Origin of the sequence: Streptomyces tauricus, from assembly GCF_014650955.1 — a bacterium.
Taxonomy (GTDB): Bacteria; Actinomycetota; Actinomycetes; order Streptomycetales; family Streptomycetaceae; genus Streptomyces; species Streptomyces tauricus.
In genome coordinates this window covers 48,776-73,490 of sequence record NZ_BMVY01000025.1, presented here as the reverse complement: position 1 = coordinate 73,490, position 24,715 = coordinate 48,776, and the positions used below count along the sequence as shown (strand labels likewise).

Annotated in this window: 19 protein-coding genes, 2 tRNA genes and 1 other RNA gene; 8 read left to right on the top strand and 14 right to left on the bottom strand. The window is 72.1% G+C overall.

The window, feature by feature from the left end; genetic code table 11:
* The first annotated feature begins 12 nt into the window (after positions 1 to 12).
* The 3 genes from IE278_RS29825 (at position 13) to IE278_RS29815 (ending at position 2,054) form a co-directional block, all read left to right on the top strand.
* Positions 13 to 1,329 carry a sensor histidine kinase gene (locus tag IE278_RS29825; protein ID WP_189776360.1) on the top strand — a complete coding sequence of 439 codons (1,317 nt, stop codon included), beginning with the start codon at positions 13 to 15 and terminating at the stop codon, positions 1,327 to 1,329.
* On the top strand, positions 1,326 to 1,946 hold the full coding sequence (locus IE278_RS29820) for a response regulator transcription factor (RefSeq protein ID WP_189776359.1): 621 nt from the start codon (positions 1,326 to 1,328) through the stop codon (positions 1,944 to 1,946). Before IE278_RS29825 ends, IE278_RS29820 begins: the two co-directional genes overlap by 4 nt.
* A 35-nt stretch (positions 1,947 to 1,981) precedes the next feature.
* Positions 1,982 to 2,054: transfer RNA gene (locus IE278_RS29815), tRNA-Gly, on the top strand.
* A 138-nt stretch (positions 2,055 to 2,192) separates the two neighbouring features.
* On the opposite strand, the gene IE278_RS29810 is transcribed toward IE278_RS29815, so the two are convergent.
* From IE278_RS29810 to ffs, 6 genes are all read right to left on the bottom strand, one after another.
* Positions 2,193 to 3,092, bottom strand: a complete 900-nt coding sequence (locus tag IE278_RS29810) for a phosphoribosylaminoimidazolesuccinocarboxamide synthase (RefSeq protein ID WP_189776358.1) — start codon at positions 3,090 to 3,092, stop codon at positions 2,193 to 2,195.
* Positions 3,093 to 3,189: 97 nt separating this feature from the next.
* Positions 3,190 to 4,719: a N,N-dimethylformamidase beta subunit family domain-containing protein gene (locus tag IE278_RS29805; RefSeq protein WP_189776357.1), complete on the bottom strand. Its 1,530-nt coding sequence runs from the start codon at positions 4,717 to 4,719 to the stop codon at positions 3,190 to 3,192.
* Between the two features lie 383 nt (positions 4,720 to 5,102).
* Positions 5,103 to 6,998 (bottom strand): hypothetical protein, encoded by a 1,896-nt coding sequence (locus IE278_RS29800; RefSeq protein ID WP_189776460.1) that lies wholly within the window; start codon positions 6,996 to 6,998, stop codon positions 5,103 to 5,105.
* A gap of 344 nt (positions 6,999 to 7,342) precedes the next feature.
* Positions 7,343 to 8,602, bottom strand: coding sequence for a phosphoribosylamine--glycine ligase (gene purD / locus IE278_RS29795; RefSeq protein ID WP_189776356.1), 1,260 nt, complete (start codon positions 8,600 to 8,602; stop codon positions 7,343 to 7,345).
* A gap of 276 nt (positions 8,603 to 8,878) precedes the next feature.
* Positions 8,879 to 11,389: a DNA polymerase III subunit gamma and tau gene (locus IE278_RS29790; RefSeq protein ID WP_189776355.1), complete on the bottom strand. Its 2,511-nt coding sequence runs from the start codon at positions 11,387 to 11,389 to the stop codon at positions 8,879 to 8,881.
* A 126-nt stretch (positions 11,390 to 11,515) separates the two neighbouring features.
* Positions 11,516 to 11,614: signal recognition particle sRNA small type (gene ffs / locus IE278_RS29785), an RNA gene on the bottom strand.
* Between the two features lie 71 nt (positions 11,615 to 11,685).
* On the opposite strand from ffs, the gene IE278_RS29780 reads away from it, so the two are divergent.
* Positions 11,686 to 11,773: transfer RNA gene (locus IE278_RS29780), tRNA-Ser, on the top strand.
* 485 nt (positions 11,774 to 12,258) lie between these two features.
* Here the strand turns inward: IE278_RS29780 and IE278_RS29775 are convergent.
* The 3 genes from IE278_RS29775 to IE278_RS29765 form a co-directional block, all read right to left on the bottom strand.
* A complete protein-coding gene (locus IE278_RS29775) occupies positions 12,259 to 12,987 on the bottom strand; it encodes a hypothetical protein (RefSeq protein WP_213089755.1) in 729 nt (242 codons plus the stop codon).
* A complete protein-coding gene (locus tag IE278_RS29770; RefSeq protein ID WP_189776353.1) occupies positions 12,984 to 13,202 on the bottom strand; it encodes a hypothetical protein in 219 nt (72 codons plus the stop codon). The genes IE278_RS29775 and IE278_RS29770 overlap by 4 nt, the downstream gene beginning before the upstream one ends.
* 274 nt (positions 13,203 to 13,476) lie before the next feature.
* The gene (locus tag IE278_RS29765; RefSeq protein WP_189776352.1) at positions 13,477 to 13,932 is read right to left on the bottom strand and encodes a PaaI family thioesterase; all 456 of its coding nucleotides are present in this window, start codon (positions 13,930 to 13,932) and stop codon (positions 13,477 to 13,479) included.
* 90 nt (positions 13,933 to 14,022) lie between these two features.
* Between IE278_RS29765 and IE278_RS29760 the strand changes: the two genes are divergently transcribed.
* On the top strand, positions 14,023 to 14,523 hold the full coding sequence (locus IE278_RS29760) for a MarR family winged helix-turn-helix transcriptional regulator (RefSeq protein ID WP_189776351.1): 501 nt from the start codon (positions 14,023 to 14,025) through the stop codon (positions 14,521 to 14,523).
* A 16-nt stretch (positions 14,524 to 14,539) separates the two neighbouring features.
* On the opposite strand, the gene IE278_RS29755 is transcribed toward IE278_RS29760, so the two are convergent.
* Complete coding sequence (locus IE278_RS29755; protein WP_189776350.1) at positions 14,540 to 15,448, bottom strand: AraC family transcriptional regulator; 909 nt, start codon at positions 15,446 to 15,448, stop codon at positions 14,540 to 14,542.
* 191 nt (positions 15,449 to 15,639) lie between these two features.
* On the opposite strand from IE278_RS29755, the gene IE278_RS29750 reads away from it, so the two are divergent.
* Positions 15,640 to 16,716, top strand: a complete 1,077-nt coding sequence (locus tag IE278_RS29750; RefSeq protein WP_189776349.1) for an aldo/keto reductase — start codon at positions 15,640 to 15,642, stop codon at positions 16,714 to 16,716.
* Positions 16,717 to 16,755: 39 nt separating this feature from the next.
* On the opposite strand, the gene IE278_RS29745 is transcribed toward IE278_RS29750, so the two are convergent.
* From IE278_RS29745 to IE278_RS29730, 4 genes are all read right to left on the bottom strand, one after another.
* Complete coding sequence (locus IE278_RS29745) at positions 16,756 to 18,735, bottom strand: copper resistance CopC/CopD family protein (protein ID WP_246570826.1); 1,980 nt, start codon at positions 18,733 to 18,735, stop codon at positions 16,756 to 16,758.
* A 218-nt stretch (positions 18,736 to 18,953) separates the two neighbouring features.
* Positions 18,954 to 19,772 (bottom strand): SDR family NAD(P)-dependent oxidoreductase, encoded by an 819-nt coding sequence (locus IE278_RS29740; protein WP_246570824.1) that lies wholly within the window; start codon positions 19,770 to 19,772, stop codon positions 18,954 to 18,956.
* The gene (locus IE278_RS29735) at positions 19,769 to 20,248 is read right to left on the bottom strand and encodes a cupin domain-containing protein (RefSeq protein WP_189776458.1); all 480 of its coding nucleotides are present in this window, start codon (positions 20,246 to 20,248) and stop codon (positions 19,769 to 19,771) included. The genes IE278_RS29740 and IE278_RS29735 overlap by 4 nt, the downstream gene beginning before the upstream one ends.
* A gap of 114 nt (positions 20,249 to 20,362) precedes the next feature.
* Complete coding sequence (locus tag IE278_RS29730) at positions 20,363 to 23,128, bottom strand: GNAT family N-acetyltransferase (protein WP_189776346.1); 2,766 nt, start codon at positions 23,126 to 23,128, stop codon at positions 20,363 to 20,365.
* A 114-nt stretch (positions 23,129 to 23,242) separates the two neighbouring features.
* Between IE278_RS29730 and IE278_RS29725 the strand changes: the two genes are divergently transcribed.
* Both IE278_RS29725 and IE278_RS29720 read left to right on the top strand, forming a co-directional pair.
* Complete coding sequence (locus IE278_RS29725; protein ID WP_189776345.1) at positions 23,243 to 24,007, top strand: siderophore-interacting protein; 765 nt, start codon at positions 23,243 to 23,245, stop codon at positions 24,005 to 24,007.
* A gap of 24 nt (positions 24,008 to 24,031) precedes the next feature.
* Positions 24,032 to 24,703: an HhH-GPD-type base excision DNA repair protein gene (locus tag IE278_RS29720; protein ID WP_189776344.1), complete on the top strand. Its 672-nt coding sequence runs from the start codon at positions 24,032 to 24,034 to the stop codon at positions 24,701 to 24,703.
* The last annotated feature ends 12 nt before the right edge of the window (positions 24,704 to 24,715 follow it).

The following is a 24,715-nucleotide window of genomic DNA, read 5'->3' as shown; positions in this document are numbered from 1 at the left end:
GGGAGTTCGGGAATGCGCGGGCCGGGTCTCTGGTGGCGCGGGAAGAGCACGCTGGGGAAGGTCGAGACGTACACCCGCTGGTCCTTCCATTTCTTCCCGCTGGTGGAGCTCACCGCGATCGGACTGCCGGTCTTCGGGCAGGTCGAGGCCGGCCTCGCCGTCGTGCTGTTCCTGCCGCTGTGCGCCCACGCCGTGCTGTGCGGGGTGACCGCGTCCAGGTCGCTCGACTGGACGCGCGGCACGCGTGAACAGCCCGTACGCCTGCTCCTCTCCCTCGGCGTGTTCTCCGCGCTGTTCGGGGCCGCCGCGCTCGGCCTCGCCGGGCACGCGCCGGCAGGCGGGGGCACGGCGGCCGCGACGACCTCGCTCTGCGTGGGTGTGCTGGTCTTCGGGGTCGGCACCCTCGCGCTCGGGGTACGCGGCCGGCGGCGCGTCCTGGGCATCGTGACCGGCGTCGCCGCGGGAGCCGGACTGGTGGCGCTCGCCGTGGGCCTCAACGGGTCCGCCGCGCTGGGAGTGGGGCTCGCGACCCTGTTCGGCGGCGGCGGCCTCTCCTTCACCTCCGTCTTCTCGGTCTGGCTGCTGGACTCCGTGTACGAGCTGGACGCGGCCCGCGAGACCCGTACGCGCCTCGCCGTCGCCGAGGAACGGCTGCGCTTCGGACGCGACCTGCACGACGTGATGGGCCGCAACCTCGCGGTGATCGCCCTCAAGAGCGAACTCGCCGTCCAGCTGTCCCGCCGCGGGCGCCCCGAGGCCGTGGACCAGATGATCGAGGTGCAGCGGATCGCCCGCGAGTCGCAGCGCGAGGTCCGCGAGGTCGTACGGGGCTACCGCGAGGCCGACCTCGGCGCCGAACTCGCCGGCGCGCAGGGCGTCCTGACGGCGGCCGGGGTCGACTGCTCGGTGACCGGTTCCGCGACCGGGCTGCCTCCTGCGGTCCAGTCGGCGCTCGGCTGGGTCGTACGGGAGGCCACCACGAACGTGCTGCGGCACGGCGACGCCCGGCGGTGCCGTGTGACGTTGCGACCGGCGGGTAACCACGTGACCCTCACGGTCGAGAACGACGGGGCGGAGCGCACCGCCGCACAGGAGGCGACCGGGAAACCGGGCGCGCTCGGCGGAGGCACCGGCGGCGGGACCGGTCTCGCCGGGCTGCGGGAGCGGCTGGCCGCGGTGGCCGGGACGCTGGAAGCCGGACCCGTCGACGGCGACCTCTTCCGGGTCGTGGCCGAGGTCCCCCTGCCGCCCGCCTCCTCGACGGCTTCCCCGTCCGCCTCCTCGGAGGCCACCGTTTCGCGCTCAGTGAGTGAAGAGGTCACCCCATGACATCCGTACGACCCATCCGGCTGCTGCTCGCCGACGACGAGCACCTCATCCGGGGGGCGCTCGCCGCGCTGCTGGGTCTCGAGGACGATCTGCTCGTGGTGGCGGAGGCGGCCGGCGGGCCCGAGGCGCTGGCGATGGCACGGGCGCACGAACCCGATGTGGCCGTACTGGATCTGCAGATGCCCGGCGCCGACGGTGTGAGGGTGGCCACATCGCTGCGGACCGAACTGCCCGCCTGCCGCGTGCTCATCGTGACGAGCCATGGGCGCCCCGGACATCTCAAGCGGGCGCTGGCGGCCGGTGTGCGCGGTTTCGTCCCGAAGACGGTGAGCGCGCAACGGCTCGCGGAGATCATCCGTACCGTGCACGCGGGAAACCGTTATGTCGACCCCGAGTTGGCGGCCGACGCGATCTCCGCCGGGGATTCGCCGCTCACCGCGCGCGAGGCCGAGGTGCTGGAGCTGGCCTCCGACGGGGCGCCCATCGCGGAGATCGCGGAGCGGGCCGCGCTGTCGCAGGGGACCGTACGGAACTATCTGTCGTCGGCCGTGTCCAAACTCGGAGCCGAGAACCGTCACTCGGCGGTGCGTCTCGCACGCGAGCGAGGTTGGGTATAGTTGCTCTCGCGCCACGGCGAAAGCCACCGCGCGGCGCGGACGTAGCTCAGTTGGTAGAGCGCAACCTTGCCAAGGTTGAGGTCGCCAGTTCGAACCTGGTCGTCCGCTCAGAGACAGAAACCCCCGGTCATCGACCGGGGGTTTCTGCGTTGGCCGCGGGGCTCCGGAGGGTCGGGCCGGGCGGCCGGGCGGTGGCCGCCGGCGGATTCACACCCGCCCGCGGGTTCACGCAGGCCCCCAGGGCCTTCAGGCCCAGGGCGTGCCCGTCAGACGCTCGTACGCCTCCACGTACTTGGCGCGGGTCGCGTCCACCACCTGCTGGGGCAGCGCGGGCGGCGGCTGCTCGCTCCTGCGGTCCCAGCCCGACTCGGCGGAGGTCAGCCAGTCGCGTACGTACTGCTTGTCGAACGACGGCTGCGCGCGGCCCGGCTCCCACTGGTCGGCCGGCCAGAAGCGGGACGAGTCCGGGGTCAGCACCTCGTCGGCGACGACCAGCGTCTCGCCGTCGAAGCCGAACTCGAACTTCGTGTCCGCGAGGAGGATTCCGCGGTCGCGCGCGATGTCACGGCCACGGCCGTAGACCGCGAGGGTCGCCTGCCGCAGCTGGGCCGCGGTCTCCGCGCCGACCTGGCGGGCGACCTCCTCGTACGACACGTTCTCGTCGTGCTCGCCGACGGCCGCCTTGGTGGCCGGGGTGAAGATCGGGGCGGGCAGCTCCGAGCCGTCGGTCAGCCCGTGCGGAAGCGCGAGACCGCAGACCGTACGGGTCTCGTTGTACTCGGCGAGACCGGAGCCCGTGAGATAGCCGCGGGCGACGCACTCGACCGGGACCATCCGCAGGGACTTGCAGACCAGGGTGCGGCCCTGCCAGTCGTCGGGGGCGCCGGCCGGCGGTTCCGTATCGAGGACGTGGTTCGGCATCAGGTCGGCGAGCTGGTCGAACCACCAGAGCGAGAGCTGCGTCAGGACACGGCCCTTGTCGGGGATCTCCGTGGGCAGCACCCAGTCGTACGCGGACATACGGTCGCTGGCGACCATCACGAGGTCACCCGCCTCGTTCTGGTACAGGTCGCGCACCTTGCCCGTGTGCAGGTGCACCAGACCCGGAACCTCAAGAGGCTGGGGCTTTTCGACGAATCCGGACACGGTTCCTCCGCGGGGTTCTGACTGAATGGCTCGATTCTCCCGCATGGGCGGCCGGGGCCCGGCCAGGGGGCGGAGCGGGGCCGGCGGGGAGGCGGCCTCAGTCGCGTTTGCAGATGCGGTCCAGGAGGTTGGCCGTGGCCCGCTGGACCCGGGCGTCCGTGTGCCCCGGCCGGTCCAGGGCCGGGGACCAGGCGAAGGTGCCCGCCGCGAAGACGAGGGCACCGGAGTGCGCGCGGTACAGGGACGTCTCCTGGTGGCGGATCGTCCCCTCCGTGTCCCGGTACGGGGAGTGGGAGAGGAGGATGCGGCCCTGGTGCTCGGGGAGCGCGACACGGGGGAAGTAGCGGTCGGCCTCGCCCGCGACCATGCCCTCCAGCTCGTCGCCCTCATGGGCGCCGGTCGCCTCCCACAGCCAGTGGTCGGCGTTGCGGACGACGAGGGGGTGGGCCTCGGGGACCCGGCCCGCGTACTGGATTCCGAGGACCTCCTGCTCCGGGCGGTCGATCTCCCGCCACAGCGCGGGTCTGCCGGGGCCGCGGCGCTTCAGGCAGGTGAGCAGCCGGTCGGGGGCGCCGGACGCGGAGGGCGCCAGATCCACCTGCCAGTACATGGTGTTGGCGGAGAGGAAGACGAGGGAGGTGCCCTGCTCGCGGGCGATGTCCACGGTCCGGCGCATGGTCGTCGACCAGTACTCGTCGTGCCCCGGGAAGACCAGGCCGCGGTAGCGCGTGGGGTCGATACGGCCGGCGTGCAGGTCGCGGGCGTCGGCGTACGCGAGGTCGTAGCCGTAGCGCTCGGCCCAGCGGATGAAGTCGTAGGCGTGGCCCACGTGCAGGGGCAGCCCCGCGCCCGCGTACGGGCGGTCGAAGGAGACCGTCGTCGCCGCGTCGGCCTCGCCGAGCAGCCTGCCGTCCTCGTCCCACGCGTGGTAGAGACTCGCGCCCGTGCGGCCGTCCTCCGGGTAGAGGTTGTACGCCTGCCAGGTGATGTCCGGCAGGACGAGCAGCAGGTCGGCGGGATGGTCGTCGCGGACCGTGAACGGGATGTGGGAGCGGTGCCCGTCGTCCGTGGTGAGGACGGCGACATACGCGCCGATGCTCCAGTACGACGGGATCTGCAGCCGCCAGGAGAGCCACCAGTGGTGGCAGGAGACCGTGCGGTCCGCGGTGAGCGGCGGCGGCTGGACGATCCCGGAGAGGCGCGGGCTGGTGGTGATCTTGCTGGCGCCGTCGCCGCCGTAGTGGCCGATGCGGTAGACGTCCACGCCGAACTGCTGGGGCGGGTCCACCGTGATGTGGAAGTCGACGGCCTCGCCGGGGGCGACCGCGCCGGTGGAGGCGAACCCCTTGATCTGCCGGTGGACGTCGTCGGCCGAGCGGGGGTCTCCGGCGGTCGCGCGCGGGGTGGGGACGCGCGGGCCCGAACTTCGGTAGCGGTCGTGGGCGGTGGTCGCGCCGGGGGGCGTGGGGGGCGGGGTGTGGTCGACGTACCAGGGGACCACGTGGCCCGTGTCGTCGAAGTAACTCTCGCTGCCGCGCAGCCAGGGGACGGGGCCCTGTCCGAATGGGTCCGTGACGGCGTGCGCCAGCGCTCCCGACTCCCATCGGCGGATCTGCTCGGTCCCCATGTGACGTTCCCTCCCTCGTACGTCCTTGCCCTGGTGTGCCCCGCGCACGGGTGGGCCCAGCACATCACATTACGCATGCGTGCCGTCACCGTTCGTTGCTAATTGCCTTCGGGGGGTGGGGAGATGGGGGCGGGGGGTGAGTGCGCGGGGGGTCTGCGCGGCGTGCGGGGTGGTCGGGGCTGACGTGCGCGGTTCCTCGCGCCCCTGGGTGGGTGGGGGTGCGGGGGTTTGCTGCGGCGTGCGGGGTGGTTGGGGTTGAAGTGCGCGGTTCCCCGCGCCCCTGGGTGGGTCGGGGTGCGGGGGGGGGTTGCGTGGCGTGCGGGGCGGTTGGGGCTGATGTGCGCGGTTCCTCGCGCCCTCAGGTGGGTGGGGGTGGGGCGGGGTCAGACCAGTCTTACTGGTTTTTCTGCGCGTACTCCCAGGGCCTGGAGCCAGGCTCGCAGAGGGGCGGGGTCGCCCTCCTCGATGAGGCTGAGGACGCGGGGGCCCAGGTCGGCGGAGCGTTCGCCGTTGACGAGGAGCGACGGGCCGTCCAGCCAGTCGAGCCCCGGCAGCGCCCCGGCCGTGTCCATCGCCGCGCAGCACACCATCGCCGTCACATGATCACCGAGCAACTCGCGCCCCGTACGAGGGGGTTGCAGGGGGAAGAGCGGCAGCGCGCCGTCGTCCCAGAGCGCCAGGTCGGGGCCTCCCTGCCCCGCGGAGGACGTCGAGGGCGCCGCGGCCTCGGCGGTCACCGCGGCCTCCTCGCGCGCCAGCGCCGCGCTCAGCACCGCCGCGAGCTCCGCGCTCCGCTCGGTCGCCGGGACCCCGTCCTCGTCGCTGTCGTGCCTGCCCTCGGCCTCGTACGCCGTCGCGCCGCTCTCCGTCACCTCGGCGGGAGCCGTGGCCTCGGCGGGGGTCGTGGCCTCGGTGCTGCCCGTCGCCACCTCGGTGGCGTTCCGCTCGGCCTCCGGGGGCGGGAACGTGTCGGCCTCCGTGGGCCGAGGGGGCGTGCGTGCGGTCAGGTGGTCCATGACGCGGTCCAGCGTCGGGCCGCCGGGCTCCGATGTTCCCGGCTCCGCGGTGCGGCTCACGCCGAGTCCGTCCAGTACGCGGTGGAGCCGTGCCGCGTCCGTACGCCACTTGCGGTCGACGACCTCGTCCGGGTACTCGGCCCAGTCGACCGGGGCCCAGTCGGGTCCGGTCTCGGCGGGGCCGCCGTGGAAGAGGCGCGCGGCCAGCAGGGACGTCGCCTCGTCGATCGCGCCCGGCTCCTCCAGGAGATCGCAGGCGGGCCGTTCGCCGAGCCGGGAGGTGAAGCCCTCGGCCAGCCGGTCACGCCGGGACAGTTCGGTGAGCGCCGCGACGACACCCGCGTCCAGCCGGGACGGCCACCGCCCCATGCGCCAGGCGGGCAGCGCGACCCGCGTCAGCAGCCGGTCCCAGCCCGCGTACGCCAGACCCACCTGCTCCTGCGCGACGATCCGCAGCCCGTAGTCCACCGTCTGCGCACGCTCGGCCGCCGCGGTCGCCACGCCCCGTTCCATCTCCGCGGCGTGCACCCGGCAGCCGCGCAGCAGAATCCTCGCCACCCAGCCGGCCACGCCGAGCACCATGCGAGTCAGCGGCCCGCGCGTGGGCGCCGACGCCACCGCCACGGCCGCGTCGAGACCTCGTACGAAGCGCCGGGCCGCGGCTATGTCGGGGTGCGCCGACGGTCCCGTACCCGCGACGACCGGGGCGAGCACGGCCCGCAGCTCACCCACCCGCATCCACCACAGGAAGGGAGAGCCGATGACGAGGACGGGCGCGGCGGGCGTACGCCGGTGTGCCGAGGTCAGGCCACGGCCGCCGCCTTCCATCTCGTCCGCGGACTCAGGGCGGGGCGGGCCGTGGGCCGGATGGGTCCGGTCCTCCAGCCAGCTGTCGCAGTCCGGGGTGAGCGCTATCGCTGAGGGCGCGGGCACTTCGAGGCGCTCCGCCAGATCCCGCACCATGCGGTACAGGTCGGGCGCCGACTCCTCGGCGACCGGGACCGTGGGGCTCATGGCCGGCCGCGAACGGGCGACGAGCAGCGCGACACCCACCGCGCAGAGCAGCACGAAGACGGCGACCCCCGTCACGACCGCGCGCACCACGCCCCAGCCGGGGCCGTCGATGTGCCCGGTCGACCCTCCGACGAGCAGGACGACGGCGACGGCCGCGGGCAGCAGGGCGACGGCCAGCGCCCTGCTGCGGATGCGCAGCACGGCGAGAGCCCGTGAGCGCGCGGTGTGCGCACCCAACTCCACTCCCATACCGGACACGACCGGTGTCACCCCCTATTGCCCACCCGGCGTGTGCATACCCAGCCACCGCCGGCGGACGTCCATGGCGTTACTCACTCCCCCACTGTGGCACCCACGACTGACATCGCAATGCCGGTGGGCCAAGTGCCGGAACGCTTGCGCCGCACCATAGTTGGGGCCCCGGCCGTCGTCAGCCGGATGGGGGATCGGTCACTCGATGGAATGGCTTTGGCTAGAGGTGGCTGACGAAAGGGCCCCGGATCCGTTGCTGGATCCGGGGCCCGGAAGTGCCGCGTGGTGCTGTGCGCTCGGAGACGGTGCAGGTGGGAACCCGTAACCGAGGGTTACTGAAATTACTCCGCGGCGGCTTCCGCCACCTTCGCCGCGATGTCCGTACGGAACTGGGAGCCGTCGAGACGAATCCGGTTGACCGCCCTGTACGCCCGGGTGCGGGCCTGGGTGAGGTCCTTGCCGCTCGCCGTGACCGAGAGCACCCGGCCGCCCGCGCTGAGGACCGCGTCGCCGTCACGCTTCGTACCGGCGTGCAGGACGTACGCGTGCGGGGCGTCCTCGGCCGCCACGTCGCCGAGGCCCTCGATGGGGTCGCCGGTGCGCGGGGTGCCGGGATAGTTGTGCGAGGCGATGACCACGGTGACGGCGGCGTCGTCGCTCCAGCGCAGCGGTTCGAGGTCGGCGAGGGTGCCGTTCGCGGCCGCGAGGAGGATGCCGGAGAGCGGGGTCCTCAGCCGGGCGAGGACGACCTGGGTCTCGGGGTCGCCGAAGCGGGCGTTGAACTCGATGACCCGCACACCGCGCGAGGTGATCGCGAGTCCGGCGTACAGCAGTCCGGAGAACGGGGTGCCGCGGCGGCGCAGCTCGTCGACGGTCGGCTGCAGAACGGTCTGCATGACCTCCTCGACCAGCTTCGGATCGGCCCACGGAAGGGGCGAGTACGCGCCCATGCCACCGGTGTTCGGACCCGCGTCGCCGTCGAGGGCCCGCTTGAAGTCCTGGGCCGGCTGCAGCGGGACGACCGTCACACCGTCGGTGATCGCGAAGAGGGAGACCTCGGGGCCGTCGAGGAACTCCTCGATGACCACGCGGTCGCAGGCGTTGGCGTGGGCCGCGGCGGCTTCGAGGTCGTCGGTCACGACGACACCCTTGCCGGCCGCGAGACCGTCGTCTTTGACGACGTACGGGGCGCCGAAGGCGTCCAGCGCCTCGTCCACCTCGGCGGGGGTCGTGCAGACGTACGAGCGGGCGGTGGGTACGCCCGCGCCCGCCATGACGTCCTTGGCGAAGGCCTTCGAGCCCTCCAGCTGGGCGGCCTCCTGCGAGGGGCCGAACACCGGAATGCCCGCCTCGCGCACGGCGTCGGCGACCCCGGCGACAAGGGGTGCCTCCGGGCCGACGATCACCAGCTCGGCGCCGAGGTCCGTGGCCAGCGCGGCCACGGCCTTGCCGTCGAGGGCGTCGACCGGGTGCAGCTCGGCCACCTCCGCGATGCCCGCGTTGCCGGGGGCACAGTGCAGCGCGGTGACGTCGGAGTCGAGGGAGAGGGAGCGGCACAGGGCGTGTTCGCGGGCACCGCCGCCGATTACTAGGACCTTCACGGGGGTCAGCCTAGCGGGCGCCAGAGCGCCTGCGGCGGGGCGCTGGTGACGGGGTGGGGGTGGGGGGCGGAGGTGGGCCGGGGCGTTGGGGGTGGGCCGGGTGCGGGGGTAGGTCGTGGGCGAGTGCGGGTCCGTGGCGGGTGCGGGTCGGTGAGGGCTGGGGTGCGCAGTTCCCCGCGCCCCTTACGGGGCCCGGTTGCCGGGGGGCCTGCGGGGGCCTGCTGCGGCAGCCCACTGCGGCAGCTCACTGCGGCGGCCACTGCAGCGGTCGGGCGGCTACTCGTGGGAGAACTCCTCCAGCACCGTCGCTCCCAGCTCGCGGACGATCAGTTCGTGGCCCGACAGTGCCGACTCGTCGAGGTCGGGATCGTCGTCCTCCGGGGTGTCGTCCTCCGGCGAGATGGGAGGCGGCTCCTGGGCGGCGGGCCGGGGCGGGGACTGATGAGCCGAAGCGGACGAGGGCCCGGAGCCGGAACCGGAGCCTCCTCCGGCGCCGGAGGAGGATGCCGGGCGGTTCTGTGACGACTGGGAAGCCGGGCCGGGCGCCGAAGCCGGAGCCTGGGCCGCGGGCTGCTGCGCGGCGGGGCGGGGCGCGCCCATGCCCTGAGCGGCGCCGCCACCCGACGGATAACCTCCGCCGCCAGTGCCGCCGCCGTAGCCACCCCCACCGAAGCCGCCGCCGGGTGCGGGCGGCGGTGCGGAACCTCCGGACGGATCGATGACCGCTTCGATCTTCCAGTTCACGTTGAACAACTCGGACAGTGCTTGCTTCAGCACCTCCTCGCTGCCGCTGCTCGCGAAGTTGTCCCGCGCTCCGACGTTGACGAACCCGATCTGGAGGGTGCTGCCGTCGAAGCCGGTGACCTGGGCGTTCTGGCTGAGCAGGATCCAGGTGAAGCGGCGCCGGTTCTTCACCGCTTCCAGGATGTTCGGCCAGAGCGTGCGGGGGTCGGGCCCTCCGCTCGGTGCGCCGGAGTACGCGGCAGGACCCGCGGACCCCTGAGACGCGGGGCCGGCGGCGGAGGCAGGGGCGTGGGAGGAGGGCGCGGACGCCGGTGCGGGGCGGGAACCGGACGCGGCAGACGCTCCGGACGCGGGCTGTCCCCCGCCGGCGGCTGCCGTGGTCGGCCAGCCACCCGGCCGCCGCCCGCTGCCCACGGCTGTCGCGGTGGGCCAGGCACCGGGCGCACCACCGGCGGCCGGCTGCTCCGCAGGGGGCGCAGCCGGAGTAGGACTGGGGGCGGGAACAGGCTCGGCGGGAGCGGGAGCGGGCGGAGGCGTGTACGCGACGGCGGGAGCTGCCGGAACCTGGACGGCCCCGGGCCCCACATCACCACTGAAACCTGAACCGGCACCGGGACCGGCACCGGGCCCAGCGCCGGGACCGGCGCCTGGAACGGGAGCTCCGACCCCCTGCCCCACTCCACCTCCCCCCCGCACGGCGGCGCGGGCGGCGGCGGGACCACCGCCCTGCACCCCCGCGGGCCCCTGCTGTCCCGCAAGGGCTCCGGGGTGGGCTCCCGGGTGGGCGTCGGGCCCGGGCACGTAACCGACGGCAGGCCCGCCGCCCCCGGCTCCGATGCCGGCCCCGATGCCGCCCCCCGCTCCCGTCCCTCCCCCGCTGAAGTTCACGCCGCGCTCGATCCGGTCTAGCCGGGCCATGACGGACCGCTCGTCGCCGTAGGCAGCGGGCAGCAGCACGCGCGCGCAGATCAGTTCGAGCTGGAGGCGGGGCGAGGTGGCCCCCCGCATCTCCGTCAGCCCCGTGTTGACGAGATCGGCGGCGCGACTCAGCTCGGCGGCGCCGAAGACCCCGGCCTGGGCCGTCATCCGCTCCACCACGTCCACGGGGGCGTCGATGAGCCCCTTCTCACCGGCGTCGGGCACGGCCGCCAGGATCACGAGGTCGCGCAGCCGCTCCAGCAGGTCGGCGACGAACCGGCGGGGGTCGTTGCCGCCCTCGATGACCCGGTCCACGACCTCGAAGGCCGCGGCACCGTCGCCCGCGGCGAAGGCCTCGACCACGGAGTCGAGCAGCGAGCCGTCCGTATAGCCGAGAAGGGAGGTGGCCATGGCGTACGTCACACCGTTGTCCTTGGCACCCGCGAGGAGCTGGTCCATGACGGACATGGAGTCACGCACGGATCCTGCGCCGGCCCGCACGACGAGCGGAAGCACCCCGTCCTCGACGGGCATGCCTTCGCGTCCGCAGACCTCGCCGAGGTACTCCCGCAGGGTCCCGGGGGGTACCAGCCGGAACGGATAGTGGTGCGTACGCGACCGGATCGTCCCGATGACCTTCTCGGGCTCGGTGGTGGCGAAGATGAACTTGAGGTGCTCCGGGGGCTCCTCGACGACCTTCAGGAGCGCGTTGAAGCCGGCCGACGTGACCATGTGGGCCTCGTCGATGATGTAGATCTTGTACCGGCTGCTCGCGGGCCCGAAGAAAGCCTTCTCGCGCAGGTCACGGGCGTCGTCCACGCCACCGTGGGAGGCCGCGTCGATCTCGATGACGTCGATGGAACCAGGCCCGTTCCGTGCGAGGTCGCGACAGGACTGGCACTCGCCGCAGGGCGTGGGCGTGGGGCCCTGCTCGCAGTTCAGACAGCGCGCGAGGATCCGCGCACTGGTGGTCTTCCCGCAGCCGCGCGGCCCGCTGAACAGGTACGCGTGATTGACCCGGTTGTTCCGCAGCGCCTGCTGCAGCGGGTCGGTGACATGCTCCTGCCCGATGACCTCGGCGAACGACTCCGGGCGATAACGGCGGTACAGCGCGAGGGACGACACACATACGAGGTTATAGGCGCCCACTGACAACGGGGAACGCCCGCCGACTCCGGCCCACCCGGCCCCACCGACCCCGGCCCGCACCGTCGGGTGGACCCGCCGGCATCAGCCCGCTCCCGCCCCGGGAACGCAAACGCCCCCCACGCACCCGCCAGAGCCAACCTACCCTTGCTGCCTTCCGGCCCTGGGGGAGTTCAGTCAGATAGCGCCACGTGAGGGGCTGCGCACACAGTACCCGATCCGAGCGGGGGGAACGAGTTCGCGAGCACGGCTCAACGTCTTGTATTGTTTGCCGCGGAGGATTCGCCTAGTGGCCTAGGGCGCACGCTTGGAAAGCGTGTTGGGGGCAACCCCTCACGAGTTCGAATCTCGTATCCTCCGCCAGTGCCTCACCGGGCACGATGTCGAAGGGCCCCACCGCGAGGTGGGGCCCTTCTTCGTTGTCCTCCGCCCTCGTTGTCCTCCGCCCTCGTTGTCCTCGTTCTTGTCCATGCGAAGGTGCCGATGCCGGGGGTTTGGGTCCAGCCGCTCGCCCTAGGTGAGGGACGGGATGCTCTCGTCGGGCGCGGGCGGCATCTCCCTCACGCGGCAGGCGAGGGGGTGGGCCGGGAAGTTGGCTTCGGGCTGGCGCGATAGTCTGGTGGTGGAGTGTGTTGTGCGCCTTGTGACCGATGTCCTGCGTTTTCCGGTGGGGAAGAGAACAGCGTCAGGCGGAAGTGAAGCAGATATTTACGCCAGGCCTCTGGTCGCTTTGGCCCACGCTCACAGCCGTATGGCCGTGGCGGGCTCTCAGGGGCATTACGAACTTGCTCGTCGGCGGGCGGTTCATGCTGCTTTTCTCAGTGATCCGCAACACCCGGATCACCGTTTCACTTGCCCGTTACGGTTGTGCACATCGCGGTTCCGTTCACCACCACGCTCGTGTCGTCCGAAGCGCTGCCTTCGATTTTGAATGAACCTCCCCCGACGAGGGCCACCTCCATTTCCCCCACTCCACCCTGCTCCTGGGACTCCTCTGTCGCCTCGGCGTTCTCCTGCGTCACCCGCAGGCGTACCACTTCCCCAGAAGTGGGTGTGGAGTCGCCCCCCGCGAAGGCGAGTTTGAGGGAAGTGCAGGTGGTGCGGTTCATGCCCATGACGATCTTCCAGTCAGGGCTGTGATTGTGAGGGTTCGTCTCCCCGACGTAAGCGAAGGTGCGGTCTCCCACAGTTATGGAACGGGGTAGGTAGGCGCCGCACACGTAGTTGTCGTCGGCGGAAGCACACAGCGTCCGCAGGGGGACCTCCCGCGGGGTGGCCGGCTCCCGTGTCTCGCGTTCCTCCTCGGTCGTGCTCCCCGCCTCGTCAGGGGGGTCGGTGGCGGCTGCGGGGGGATCTGTGTCCTCCTCCTCACCGTCTTCGGCTGCGTCCGACGACGGTGGATCCGGCTGACTCCCCGATGGTGATTCGTCGTCCACCACCGTGTCAGCCAGATCGTTCTCGCTGTTGTGGTCACCGCAGATGGATTGATCCTGACAGTTGTTGTCCGTACATCCGGAGACGCCAGGAATCGCCAGCAAGGCAGCGGCTAAGAGAACGGTCGATGCCCGGCGATTCATTTACCGTCGTCACCGTGTTTCGTCGTATCGCCCAGATGATTGCTGTCGTTGTCGTCGCCGCAGACGGTCCCGCTCTCGCACGTGTTCTGCGTTCCCGGGCCGTCCTGATTGACAGCCACGTAAGCGCCGATTCCGGCGAGCGCCACTGCCGTGATCATCCCGAGCACTTTGATCCATACGGTCTTTCGTTGGGCACCGTTCATCTGTTGCGTCATCTGCGGCTCCAGGGCAGGAGAGTGCGAAAAGGCAGGGCCGTGAGGGAAAGGAACAGGAAGCGTAGCCTCTGGCGTCGAGCCCTCATGCGCTTTCCTGTGAAAGTCCGTCGGGATGACTCCCTGGTACGAGAAATCACCCACCCGGGTTCTCGGTCCCTGCTCCCGTTTTCGACGTACCCCACCTACGACCTCGGCCGGCTCGCCGGAATTTCTCAGAGGTCACCGGGGAGGAAAGGCGCGGTCAAGAAAATCGCGAACGCCCGCAGGACAGGGATCAGTAGTCGGCGGGAACCGCGGTGGCGCCCCCGGATGCGGTGGCTCGCACCGCGATCGTCCCCTGTGCCACCGCACACAACGTCTGCGTGCCCTCCGCGTCCACCGTCGACAGGTCGCAGCGGCAGACGACCCGGGTGCGGCCTGCTCGTACGACGTGGGCGTGGGCCCGTAGCAGTGTGCCGTCCGCGGGGCGCAGGTAGTCGATGGTGAAGCCCGACGTGAGTACGCGCGCTCCGACGGCGCTGCCCGCGGCGAAGGTCAGGGCGTTGTCGGCCGCGTAACCGAGTACACCGCCGTGCACGAAGCCGTTCTGCTGGCGCAGGTCGTCCCGGATGTCCAGTTCCAGCACCGCCTCGCCCTTGCCGAAGGCCACCAGGCGGGTACCGAGCAGGTTGCTGAAAGGCTGCGCGGCCAGTGCCTCTCGGGCGGCGGCCAGGTCCAGGGAGTCCTTCACGGCTACACCTACTACTTCGTTGCTTCGGGGCCTCACTTCACTAGTGAAGTGAGAGTCCCGTACGCGTGTCACGTCTGTCAAGATCGGGTCATGTCCGAATCCGAGGCCGAGTCCGATGGCCTGCCCGAGGGCGGGCCGCACGGTGGGTCCGAGGGTGGGCCGCACGGCGGGTCCGATCAGCAGTTGTTCTTTCTCTTGCAGCGGGCCGCGCACCGGCTGCGTACGACCGCGGACCGGCGCTGTGTGGCCGCCGCCGGAGTCACCACCGCTCAGCTCGGTGCGCTGTTCGCCGTGCGGGAGCGGCCGGGCGGCACCCAGCGGGAACTCGCCCGCACCCTGGGGCTGCGCGAGTCCGCCGTCACCGCGCTCGTCGCGCGGCTCACCGCCGCCGGGTTCGTCGTCCGGCGGGCCCATCCGCGCGAGCACCGGGCCGTCACCCTTGAGCTCACCGACGAGGGCGGCGCCGCCCTGCGCGCCGCCCAGCCCGAGATCGACCGCTTCAACGGTGAGCTGCGCGCCCTCCTGGGCGACCAGGGTTTCGCGCGGACCTCCGCCGCCCTGTACGAACTCGCCCACTGGGATCCCGAGTGAGTGCGGCGGGGTCGCCCTATGCTCCCGCTCCCGCGCCCCTGCCCGCGTCCGCCAGCCGGTTGCGCAGGCGGGCCGTGTCCTGGCCCGGTGGGAGGCCGTACGCCCGCCGGTACTCGCGGTTGAACTGGGTCGCGCTCACATAGCCGACCTTCTCCGCGACCAGCGCCGCCGTGGTGTCACCGGCGAGGAGGAGCCGGCGGGCCTCCTGGAGGCGGAGGTGCTTCTGGAAGGTCAGGGGGCTCATCCCCGTGGCGGCCTTGAAGTTCCGGTGCAGGCTGGCCGTGCTCATGTGCGCCGTCGCCGCGATCTCGTCGATGCTGAGCGGCTCGGTGAAACGGACGCAGATCCAACGGGCCGCCGTACGGACCCTCGCCGCCGCCGAGTCGTCCAGGGTGAAGTGCCGCAGGGTCGGACCGAGTGCGGTGCCGAGCAGCCGGTAGAGGATCTCCATCTCGATACGGCCCGCCAGCGGACGGATGTCCTGCGGGGTGTCGAGCAGCCGTACCCAGCGGGTCACCACGTCGACGATCTCGGGAGTCATCGGTGCCGTGACCGGGCCGACCGGACCCGGGCCGGAAGGAGCAGGCTGATCCCTGCCGTCCGGTTCCAGTTCCAGGAGGAGTTTGGCGAGCCTGCCGCCGTCCAGGCGCAGCACCGCCGAGCGGTACGGCACCTCCTCGAACGTGGCCGTGACCGGCAGGACCAGCGAGTTGAGGAACACCTGTCCGCGACCGGCCGTCCAGCTCCTCTCGCCCGCGACGCTGCTCTTGGAGCCCTGCACGACGAAGCAGATCATCGGCTCGTAGAGCAGGTCGAGCGGTGCGCCCGGCTCGTCGAGCGTCACCAGCCGCTGGCGGGGTACCGCGGTGTCGGACCACATGTCGCTGCCGTGCCGGGCGATGGCCGCGGCGAGTTCGTCCAGCATGCGCGCTCCTGTCCGGTTCCCGGGGAAAGGGGGACGGGTCGGGGGGCGGACGGGTCGGGTGGGCCGGGTCCGGGGCGTCCCGACCCCACTCCCGACCCCCACCCCTCCCATTCCGTCCCTGAGAGGATCAGGCAATCCTATGCGGCCGTCAGCCCATGCCCCCCGGCGTGCCCGCTCCTAGCGTTGGCGGCATGACACAGCAAGGCGCCGGTGAACGGCAGAACAAGGACCAGCAGCACCAGCAGGGCCAGCAGAACAAGCAGAACAAGAGCAGTGGGCTTTCCGTACGCGCTCTGGGCGGGCAGGGACTGGCCGTCGGCGCGATCGGCCTCGGCACCATGGGCATGACCATGGCGTACGGCGCCGGCGACGAGCCCGGCGGCATCGCGACCATCCGCCGGGCTTACGAGCTCGGCGTCACCCTCTTCGACACCGCCGAGCTGTACGGCATGGGCACCGGGAGCAACGAGCAGCTGCTCGGCCGTGCCGTGCGGGGCATCCGCGACGACGTCGTGATCGCCACCAAGTTCGGCTTCGACATGGACGCGCCGCAGACCGCCGAGGGTTACGCCCTCAACAGCCGCCCCGAGCACATCCGCGAGGTCACCGAGAACAGCCTGCGCCACCTCGGCACCGACTACATCGACGTCCTGTACCAGCACCGCGTCGACCCGGATGTCCCCATCGAGGACGTGGCGGGCACGATCGGCGAGCTGATCGCCGAAGGCAAGGTGCGCTACCTCGGGCTCAGCGAGGCCGGGCCCGACATCCTGCGGCGCGCCCACGCCGTCCACCCGGTGTCCGTGCTGCAGACCGAGTACTCCGTGTTCGAGCGGGCCGTGGAGGCCGACGTCCTGCCCGTGGTGCGCGAGCTCGGCATCGGATTCGTACCGTATTCGCCGCTCGGCCGGGGGTTCCTGACCGGCGCCGTGAAGCCCGCCGCCGAGTATCCCGCCGATGACATGCGCAGCTGGGACGACCGTTGGCAGCCCGGCAACTACGAGCGGAACCTGACCGCCATCGGCGAACTGACCGCCCTCGCGGCGGCCAAGGGGATCTCCGTCACGCAGCTGGCCCTGGCCTGGCTGCTGGCCCAGGGCGACGACGTGGTCCCGATCCCGGGCACGCGCAGCCCGGAGCGCCTCGCCGAGAACGTGGCCGCCGCGGACGTCACGCTCACCTCGCGGGACCTGGCCCGGATCCAGGAGATCCTGCCCAGGGGCGCCGCCGGGTCCCGGTACCCCGAGGCGATCATGCCGACCTGGTGAAACGCCGGGCCCGCTGGTCCCAGCAGCGCCTCTCACGGGTCAGGGGGCGATCTTTACCTGCCGTGTCTCCGACACCTGGTCGATGTCCGATGTACGGATGGTGACCTTCATCGTCCAGGTGCCGGCCAGGGGCAGGTTGAGGGACCGGGTCCCCCAGTAGCCGCCCTGGTCGGTGAGCCGGGCGTCGATGGGGCCGATCTTCTGAGCCTTGAGGGTGAAGGAGAGCTTGATCTCGGGGACGGTGGCGATGCCTCCGTCGGGGCCTATGACGACCGCCTCGACCGTGTTCTCGCCGACGCGGCCCGGCTCCAGGACGATCTGGACCTTGCCGTGGCCGCCCGGGGTGCCGACGTCGAAGGGGATCAGGGTCGTGGACGCGGTCGGGCCGCCCCCGGCGGAGTTCGCGGTGGACTCGGCCGCCGCGGCCGTCTCCAGTTCGGCGCGGCCGGGCTGGGTGCCGGTCAGTACCGTCGTGACGACCAGCACCGCCACGCCCACGACCACCTCGGCGAGGACCGAGCGGCGCAGGGCGCGGCGACCGCCACCACCATCCGCCCCGGACGCCGAGGCCGACGAAGACGGGGGCGAGGGCGGGGACGAAGACGGGGACGGGTCCTCGGCCACCGGACCCGACGTCGAGTCCGACGACGTCGAATCCGACGTCAAGTCCGACACCGGGCCGGACACGGACACGGACGCGGAGACGGAGACGGCCGTGGCAACGGCCATCTCCGGCTCCCGCGCCTTCGACGGGCGTGCCGTCTCCGTCAGCCGGGCTGTCCAGCGGCGTGAGAAGCCCGCCGCGGCCAGCAGCACCACCACCGCGCACACCTTCGCGACCAGGATCCGGCCGTACGAGGTGCCGAACACCGCGTCCCAGGAGCCCAGTCCGCGCCAGGACTGGTAGACGCCGGTCAGCACCAGGACCGTGACCGAGGTGAACGCCAGCCGCGAGAAGCCGTGCACGGACGCGGCCGGCAGCGGGATCTCCGACCGGTGGAGCGCGGTGAGCAGGGCGCCGAGACCGCCGAGCCAGACCGCCATCGCCAGCAGATGCAGCACGGTGGACGTCATCGCCAGGGGCACCTGGATACCCGCGGACGCGTGTTCGGCCACGGCCCACGTGCCCGCCAGTGCCAGCGCCAGGAACCCACCGACCACGACAACGGCCGGAGCCGGCGCCGGCCCCTGTCCCGATCCCTGCTCCGGTCCCGATCCCGATTCCTTGGCCCCGGATCGCCGCAGCGCCGCCTCCGTCCGTACGAGGAAGACCGCGACCCCCGCCAGCAGCACGAGCCGGGCGAGCAGGGCCCAGCCGGGTCGGCTCGTCAGGGTGTTCTCGATGAGGTCCGGGTCCAGGAGGGTCGACGGGCCGGTGCCGCGTTCGTACGGGCCGCGCAGGAAGACGAGGAGGACCGTGGTGCCGAGGAGGGTCCACCAGCCGACGCGTACGAGCCCGCGCAGCGGCCGTGTGCTCGGCGGACGGCAGGCCAGGACGAAGACCACCACGCCGATGAGCAGGGCGACGGCGGCGTACGCGGCGTAGCGGGCGATGTCGTAGAGGGCGCCCGAGGCGGGGTTCACGGCCGGCTCGGCGGAGACGGCGGCCGTCGTCGCGGAGGGCTCTCCGATGGAGAAGGTGAAGGCGCCGGAGATGGGGTGGCTGTCCGCGGAGACCACTCGCCACGCGACCGTGAACGTACCGTCGGGCAGGTCGTCGCGGAGCCGCACGCGGACCTTGTCGGAGCTGCCGGAGACGTGTTCCGTGTCGCCGGCGTTGACCCGGCGGTTCTGAGGGCTGAGGACGCGCAACGAGTCGTCGGTGATGCCGACCGACTCGGTGAAGGTCATGGTGACCTCGCGCGGCGCGGTCTGCAGGACGGACCCCTCACGGGGGTCGGTGTCCCGCACGGCCGAGTGGGCGGACGCGGAGGTCGCGCCGCCCAGCAGGAGCAGGAGCAGCGTGCCCAGCAGGGCGGCGAGGGCCGCGGCCCGGTGTGTACGGCGCACTCGGCCCACGTCGCTCTCCCTGCTTCTCGCGCTCTTCCCGCTTGCCGCGCTTCTCGTGCTTCTCATATCTGTCGTGCTTGGTCGTGCTTGTCGTGCTCGTTCTGCTGCTCGTCGTGCCCGGGCTCGTCGAGCGTGTCCTCGCCGTGCGTGACCTCGTCGTGCCCGACGCGCGTTCGTCCGCGGCCTCTGTGGGAGTACGGATGTACGCGGCACGTTGTTCAACCCGTTCACCACGTCGGTCGCGCCGAGATCCCCCCGTCCACGACCAGGTCGTGTCCCGTGATCCAGGAGGCCATCGGCGAGGCGAGGAACACGCAGGCGTCGCCCACGTCCTCCGGGCGCCCCAGCCTCCCGGTGGGTACCGCCTGTTGCCAGCGGCGTACGCCCTCCGGCCATGCCTGCGCGAGGCCTTCGCGGTCGATCAGCCCCGGCGAGACGGTGTTCACGCGGATGCCGTAGGGACCGTACTCCAGGGCCGCCGAGCGCGCGTGCATGACGACGGCTGCCTTCGCCGCGGAGTAGTGCGCGTGATGCGGAGCGGGGTGCGTGGCCTCGATGGACGCGATGTGGGTGATGCTGCGCACACCGCCGCCGGGCCCGCCCTTCCACTCGGCGGCGGCCTGCGTGCACGCGAACACGCTCGACACGTTGGCGTCGGCCACCGCCCGCCAGTCCGCCAGCGTCATACCGGGCAGCTCCTGGACCGGTTGTACCCCCGCGTTGTTGACCAGGGCCGTCAGTACGCCGCCTCCCCAGTCCGCGGCCTCGCGCACCAGCCGGTGGCACTCGGACTCCACGGTCAGGTCGGCCCGCAGGGCGACCGCGCGGCCGCCCGAGTCCGCGATACGGGTGACGACCTCGCCCGCCGCCTCCGCGTTCGTACGGAAGTGGACGGCCACGGCCGCGCCCGCCGCCGCGAACCGGAGCGCGATGCCCCGCCCGAGACCGCCCGAGGCCCCGGTGATCAGCGCCACCTGCCCTTCGAGCAGCCCGTTCCCCGCCCCCGGCCCGTCCGTCGCACCCGTCACACCCGTCGCGCCCGTCACGGGCGGCTCAGCGCGGTGATCCGCGCCGCCTCCGCCGGGTAGCGGGCGGCGAGTCGGGGCCCGTCCCCGTGCTCGTACCCCTCGTAGGTGAAGCCGGGTGCCATCGTGCATCCGAAGAGCGACCAGGCCCCGTCCTCGGCGACGCGCGCGCCCATCCAGGTGCCGGCGGGCACGGTGAACTGGACGTGCTGGCCGCCGAGTACGTCCGGGCCGAGCAGGACCGTACGGGACGTGCCGTCGGGGGAGAGGAGCAGCATCTCCAGCGGGTCGCCCAGGTAGAAGTGCCAGGTCTCGTCGGACGGGAGGCGGTGCAGGGCGGAGTAGTCGCCGGGGCGTGCGGTCAGGAGGGCCACTATCGCGGACCCCTCGGGCCGTCCGTCGGGGCGTTCGGGGCCCGCCCAGGTACGGCGGAAGAGACCGCCCTCCTCGGGGATGGGTTCCAGTCCGTAGTGAGCGGCGAGGGCTTCGGGAGTGATGTCGTTGGCCACCCCCCGACCATGCCCCACCGGGCCCGTCGGGAGCCGCCGATACGCCAAGACGCCGTTACGCCGAACACCGTTACGCGGTTACGCCGCTGCGCGGCCGCGCGGTTACTCCCTCAGCAGGAAGGCCAGTTGGGCCTTCTTCTCCGGCAGGTGGATCTCCGGGAGGTCGATCTCCGGCAGCACGATCGGCGGGCCGAGCACGAAGCCCTGGCGGATCAGGCGGGCGATCGCCTTCTCGTTGCGCAGGTCGGGCTCGACCACGACCCGCCGCCGGTCGAGAACCCGCAGGACGTACGTGGTGAAGGCCGTCAGCAGGGCGGTGCTGTGGCCGGGCCGGCCGACGCCGTCGGGTGCCGGGCCGATCAGCAGGTGGACGCCGATGTCACCGGGCTCCACCTCGTAGCACTCGCTGACCCGGTCCGCCTCCGGTTCGTACGTCTGGAAGAGCGCGGCCGGTTCGCCGTCCAGGACGGCGAGGAACGCGTGGTGCGTGTCGAGCGAGCCGAGATGCCGGTACGTCTCCAGCACCTGCTCCCTGGTGAACCCGCCCATGCCCCAGAACCGGGCCCGTTCGGCCGTCACCCAGGGGTGCAGCACGTCCAGGTCGGCCTCGGCGTCCACGGGCACGATCCGGACGGTGCCGAGACCTTCGACGACCTCCTCGTGGACGGCCGCGCGCTCACCCCTGATCCTGTACGTGATCGGTGTCGTCATCGTTGTTCCTCGTTCCTTGCTGAGCAGGTTCCAGTCGGTGACCACGGGGGCCAGTTCTCCCGCGAGCCACAGGGGGAGTTGGTCGCGGTGGTGCGGTGAACCCGGTACGCCCGACGTGCCGAACGGCACCACCCAGAAGCTGTCCTCACGCCGTGCCACGTCCCACACGTAACGGGCGGCGGGGCCGCGCGCCGCCCGGTCGGTGAGACCCGGCACGGCCGAGGTGCACAGCACACAGTCGTGATCGCCGGAGAGCCCCGGCTCGCTCACCGGCTCACTCCCCGGCTCACTTCCGTCGTACGCGGGGTCCGGCACCGCCCGCCAGGGAGCGAGGCGGTGGGTGTCGCCCCAGACGCCCTTCGGCGGGTCCCCGGCCACCTCCTCCACGGCCGCCCTGACGACCTCGGCGCGGTCGATCCCGTACAACTTCTCCGCCGTGAGGAGGCTTTCGAGGGCGAAGGCGACCCGGGGGAGGAGCGCGAGCCAGGGGCGGAACACCTCGGGGTACGGCGGGGGTTCGGTGAGCGGGGACAGGGCGGGGTGGGCGGCGAGGCGGCGTACGACGGCGCTGCGGACCGCGGCGTACAGGGCCGCCTCCGTACTGTCGGCGGCCATGTGGCGGTCCCAGCGCAGGAGGTGCCCGCGCAGGGCCGCGGCTTCCGGGCTGAGGCCGTCGAGGGCGGCGAGGCCGTCCAGCAGCGGGGCCGCGGAGGCGAGATGGGTGTCCATGTGGAGGGCGGACATGTCGGCCGCCTTCCAGTCCTTCCGCGCGTCGAGGAGGGTGCGCAGACGGGCGGCCCGGTGCGGCGGCGCGAACTCGACGCCGAGGGGCGTGGCGGGGCCGCGTTGGTTGGCCATGACCGCGATGCCGTCGTCGACCGTGCCGCGCGGCATGGGGGCGTACCAGCCGTGCCACTCGTGGCCGGGTTCCCAGGCCGCGACGATCCGGGTGCCGTTCAACGGATCGCGTACCGGCACCCGGCCCGCGACGCGGTGGAGCAGGCCGCCCTCGGTGTCGGCCGCCTGGACGACGTTGACGGGCTCGGCCCAGTCGTCGAGGGCGCGGTCCACGTCGGCGACCCGGCGGGCGCGGAGGAGGGGGAGGAGGGAGCTGAAGCCGAGGTCCTCACAGACGCGGGGCGGGTGGCGGAGGCTGATGGGACCGTTCCGGTCCTCTCCCTCTCCCCCGCTCTCTCGTCCTCCCTCCCTGGTGGCGTAACCGTTCATGTCGGCGTTGATGATGACCGGGCCGCGTTCGGTCTCGATCACCTCGACCTCCACGGGGTCGGCGCCGGCCACCTCGACCGTCTCGACGTGGCGGGATGCGGCGTGCCACTTCCCGTCCGGGCCGAGGGCCTCGACCAGCCGTTCCTCCCCGTCGCCCGACCACCGGAGCCGCTCCCGGTAGAGGTCCTGGTAGTCGGCCATCGCGTTGGTGATCGCCCAGGCCACCGTGCCGGTGTGGCCGAAGTGGGCGATACCGGGGACGCCGGGCACGGCCAGGCCCACGACGTCGAACTCCGGGCAGGACAGACGTACTTGCTGGTAGACACCCGGCGCCTCGATGAAGCGGTGGGGGTCGCCCGCGATGACCGGCTGCCCGGTGGCGGTGCGCTCGCCGGTGACGAGCCAGCCGTTGCTGCCGGAGGTGCCGGGTCCGTCGGTGGCGAACAGGGCGACGGCGTCCGGACCGAGCCGGCGTGCGACCTCCTCGCGCCACAGCTTGGCCGGGAACCCGGCGAACAGGATGTGCGTGGCCAGCCAGACGCCCAGCGGTGTCCACGGCTCCCACCGGCCCGGTACGAGACCGACGGCGTCGAACTCCGGTGTGCGGCGGGCCCCTTCGGGCAGGCCCTGGTTGACCCCGTCGACGTACGCCCTGACCCAGTCGGCGGTCTCGGGGTCCCGTCTCTCCAGGGCCGTGAAGCAGCGTCTCGCCGTGTCGTCGAGCAGGGCCTGTCTCGCGAACCGGTCCCAGGGGAGCGCGTCCGCGCCGAGGAACGCGGCGGAGGTGCCGCGCGCCCTGTGCCGTTCCACCTCGATCTGCCAGGCGCGGTCGTGGGCCGTGGCCAGGCCCTGGGCGCGGGCCAGTTCGAGCGCGTCGCCCGCGCGCAGGTGCGGGACGCCCCAGGCATCGCGGTAGATCTCGGCAGTCATCCTGCACCCCACTCTTGACCTCTCGGCCTCTTGTTCCTGCGTCTCGCGTTTGCGTTTAGGTTAGGCTCACCTAACTAAGGTGTGTCGGAATCGTACGCGAAGGGTGAAAACGTCATGGGGCAGGGGCGGGCACAGGGGCACGGCTGGGAGGGGGCGGTCCTCAGACTGTTCCGGGGCAAGGACTTCACGTTCACGGTCCTGGGCGCGGAGGACGTCACCGAGCGCTACCGCCGGCTGCACCTCTCCGACGGCGGCATGCTCGCCGCGACCGGGGTGCACCCGACGATGTGGGTACGGCTCTGGTTCGACAACGCGGGCAAGCCGCACCAGCGGGCGTACACCCTCGTGGACCCCGACCCGGCCGCGGGCACCTTCGGCCTGGAGTTCGCGCTGCACGAGGGGTGCGCGAGCGACTGGGCGCGGTCCGCGAAGGCCGGGGACACCATCGAGGCCACGGTCCAGGGCACCGGCTTCACCGACCCGGACCCGGCCCCGTCCCGCGTACTGGCGATCGCGGACACCGCCTCGCTGCCCGCCCTCAACTCGCTGCTTGAGGCGGTCGGTACGGCGCCCGCGACGATCTGGTTCGAGACCGCCGGGAGCGGCGCGGACGGGGATGCCCGGGGTACGGACGGTCTGCCCCTGCGGGTGGACCCGGCCCGCCACGACCTGCGTACGGTCCCCCGGCTCGACCGGGGCGCCCACCTGGTGGCGCAGGTGCGGGCGGCCGTACCGGAACTCCTGAAGGAGACCGCCGACCCGTACGTCTGGATCGCCTGCGACACGGCGACGACCCGCTCGCTGGCCGCGTACTTCCGCAAGGAACTGGCCCTGCCGAAGCAGCGGGTGAACGCGCTGGGGTACTGGCGAGCGGCCTGAACCCGCACGCGCGATGATCGGGACATGGACGTCACCCTGCATCTCGCCCAGCGGCCCGAGGCCGACGAACTCCTCGGGCGCAGCCCGCTCGCCGCACTCGTCGGCATGCTGCTCGACCAGCAGGTCCCGATGGAGTGGGCGTTCGCGGGCCCGTACACGATCGCGCGGCGGCTCGGCGGGGACGATCTCGACGCGCACGAGATCGCGGCGTACGAGCCGGAGGCCTTCGCGGCCCTGCTGTCCGAGAAACCGGCCGTGCACCGCTACCCGGGCTCGATGGCCAAACGGATCCAGCAGCTGTGCCAGTACCTCGTGGAGCATTACGAGGGGGACGCGGCGAAGGTCTGGGAGGGCGCGGAGTCGGGTGCGGAGCTTTTCGGGCGGCTCAAGGAGCTGCCCGGGTTCGGCGCCCAGAAGGCGCAGATCTTCCTCGCCCTGCTGGGCAAGCAGCTCGGCGTACGCCCGAAGGGCTGGCGGGAGGCCGCGGGCTCCTACGGCGAGGCCAATTCCTACCGCTCGGTCGCGGACATCACCGGGCCGGACTCGCTGACGAAGGTGCGGGCGCACAAGCAGGAGATGAAGGCGGCGGCGAAAGCGGCGGCCGGGACGACGGCGAAGGCGGCCGCCAAGGCGGCCACGGAGGGCTCGAAAGGTTCTAAAAGCTCGAAAGGGGCCGCGAAGACTTCCGGAGAGTGAGAATTCCGGAGG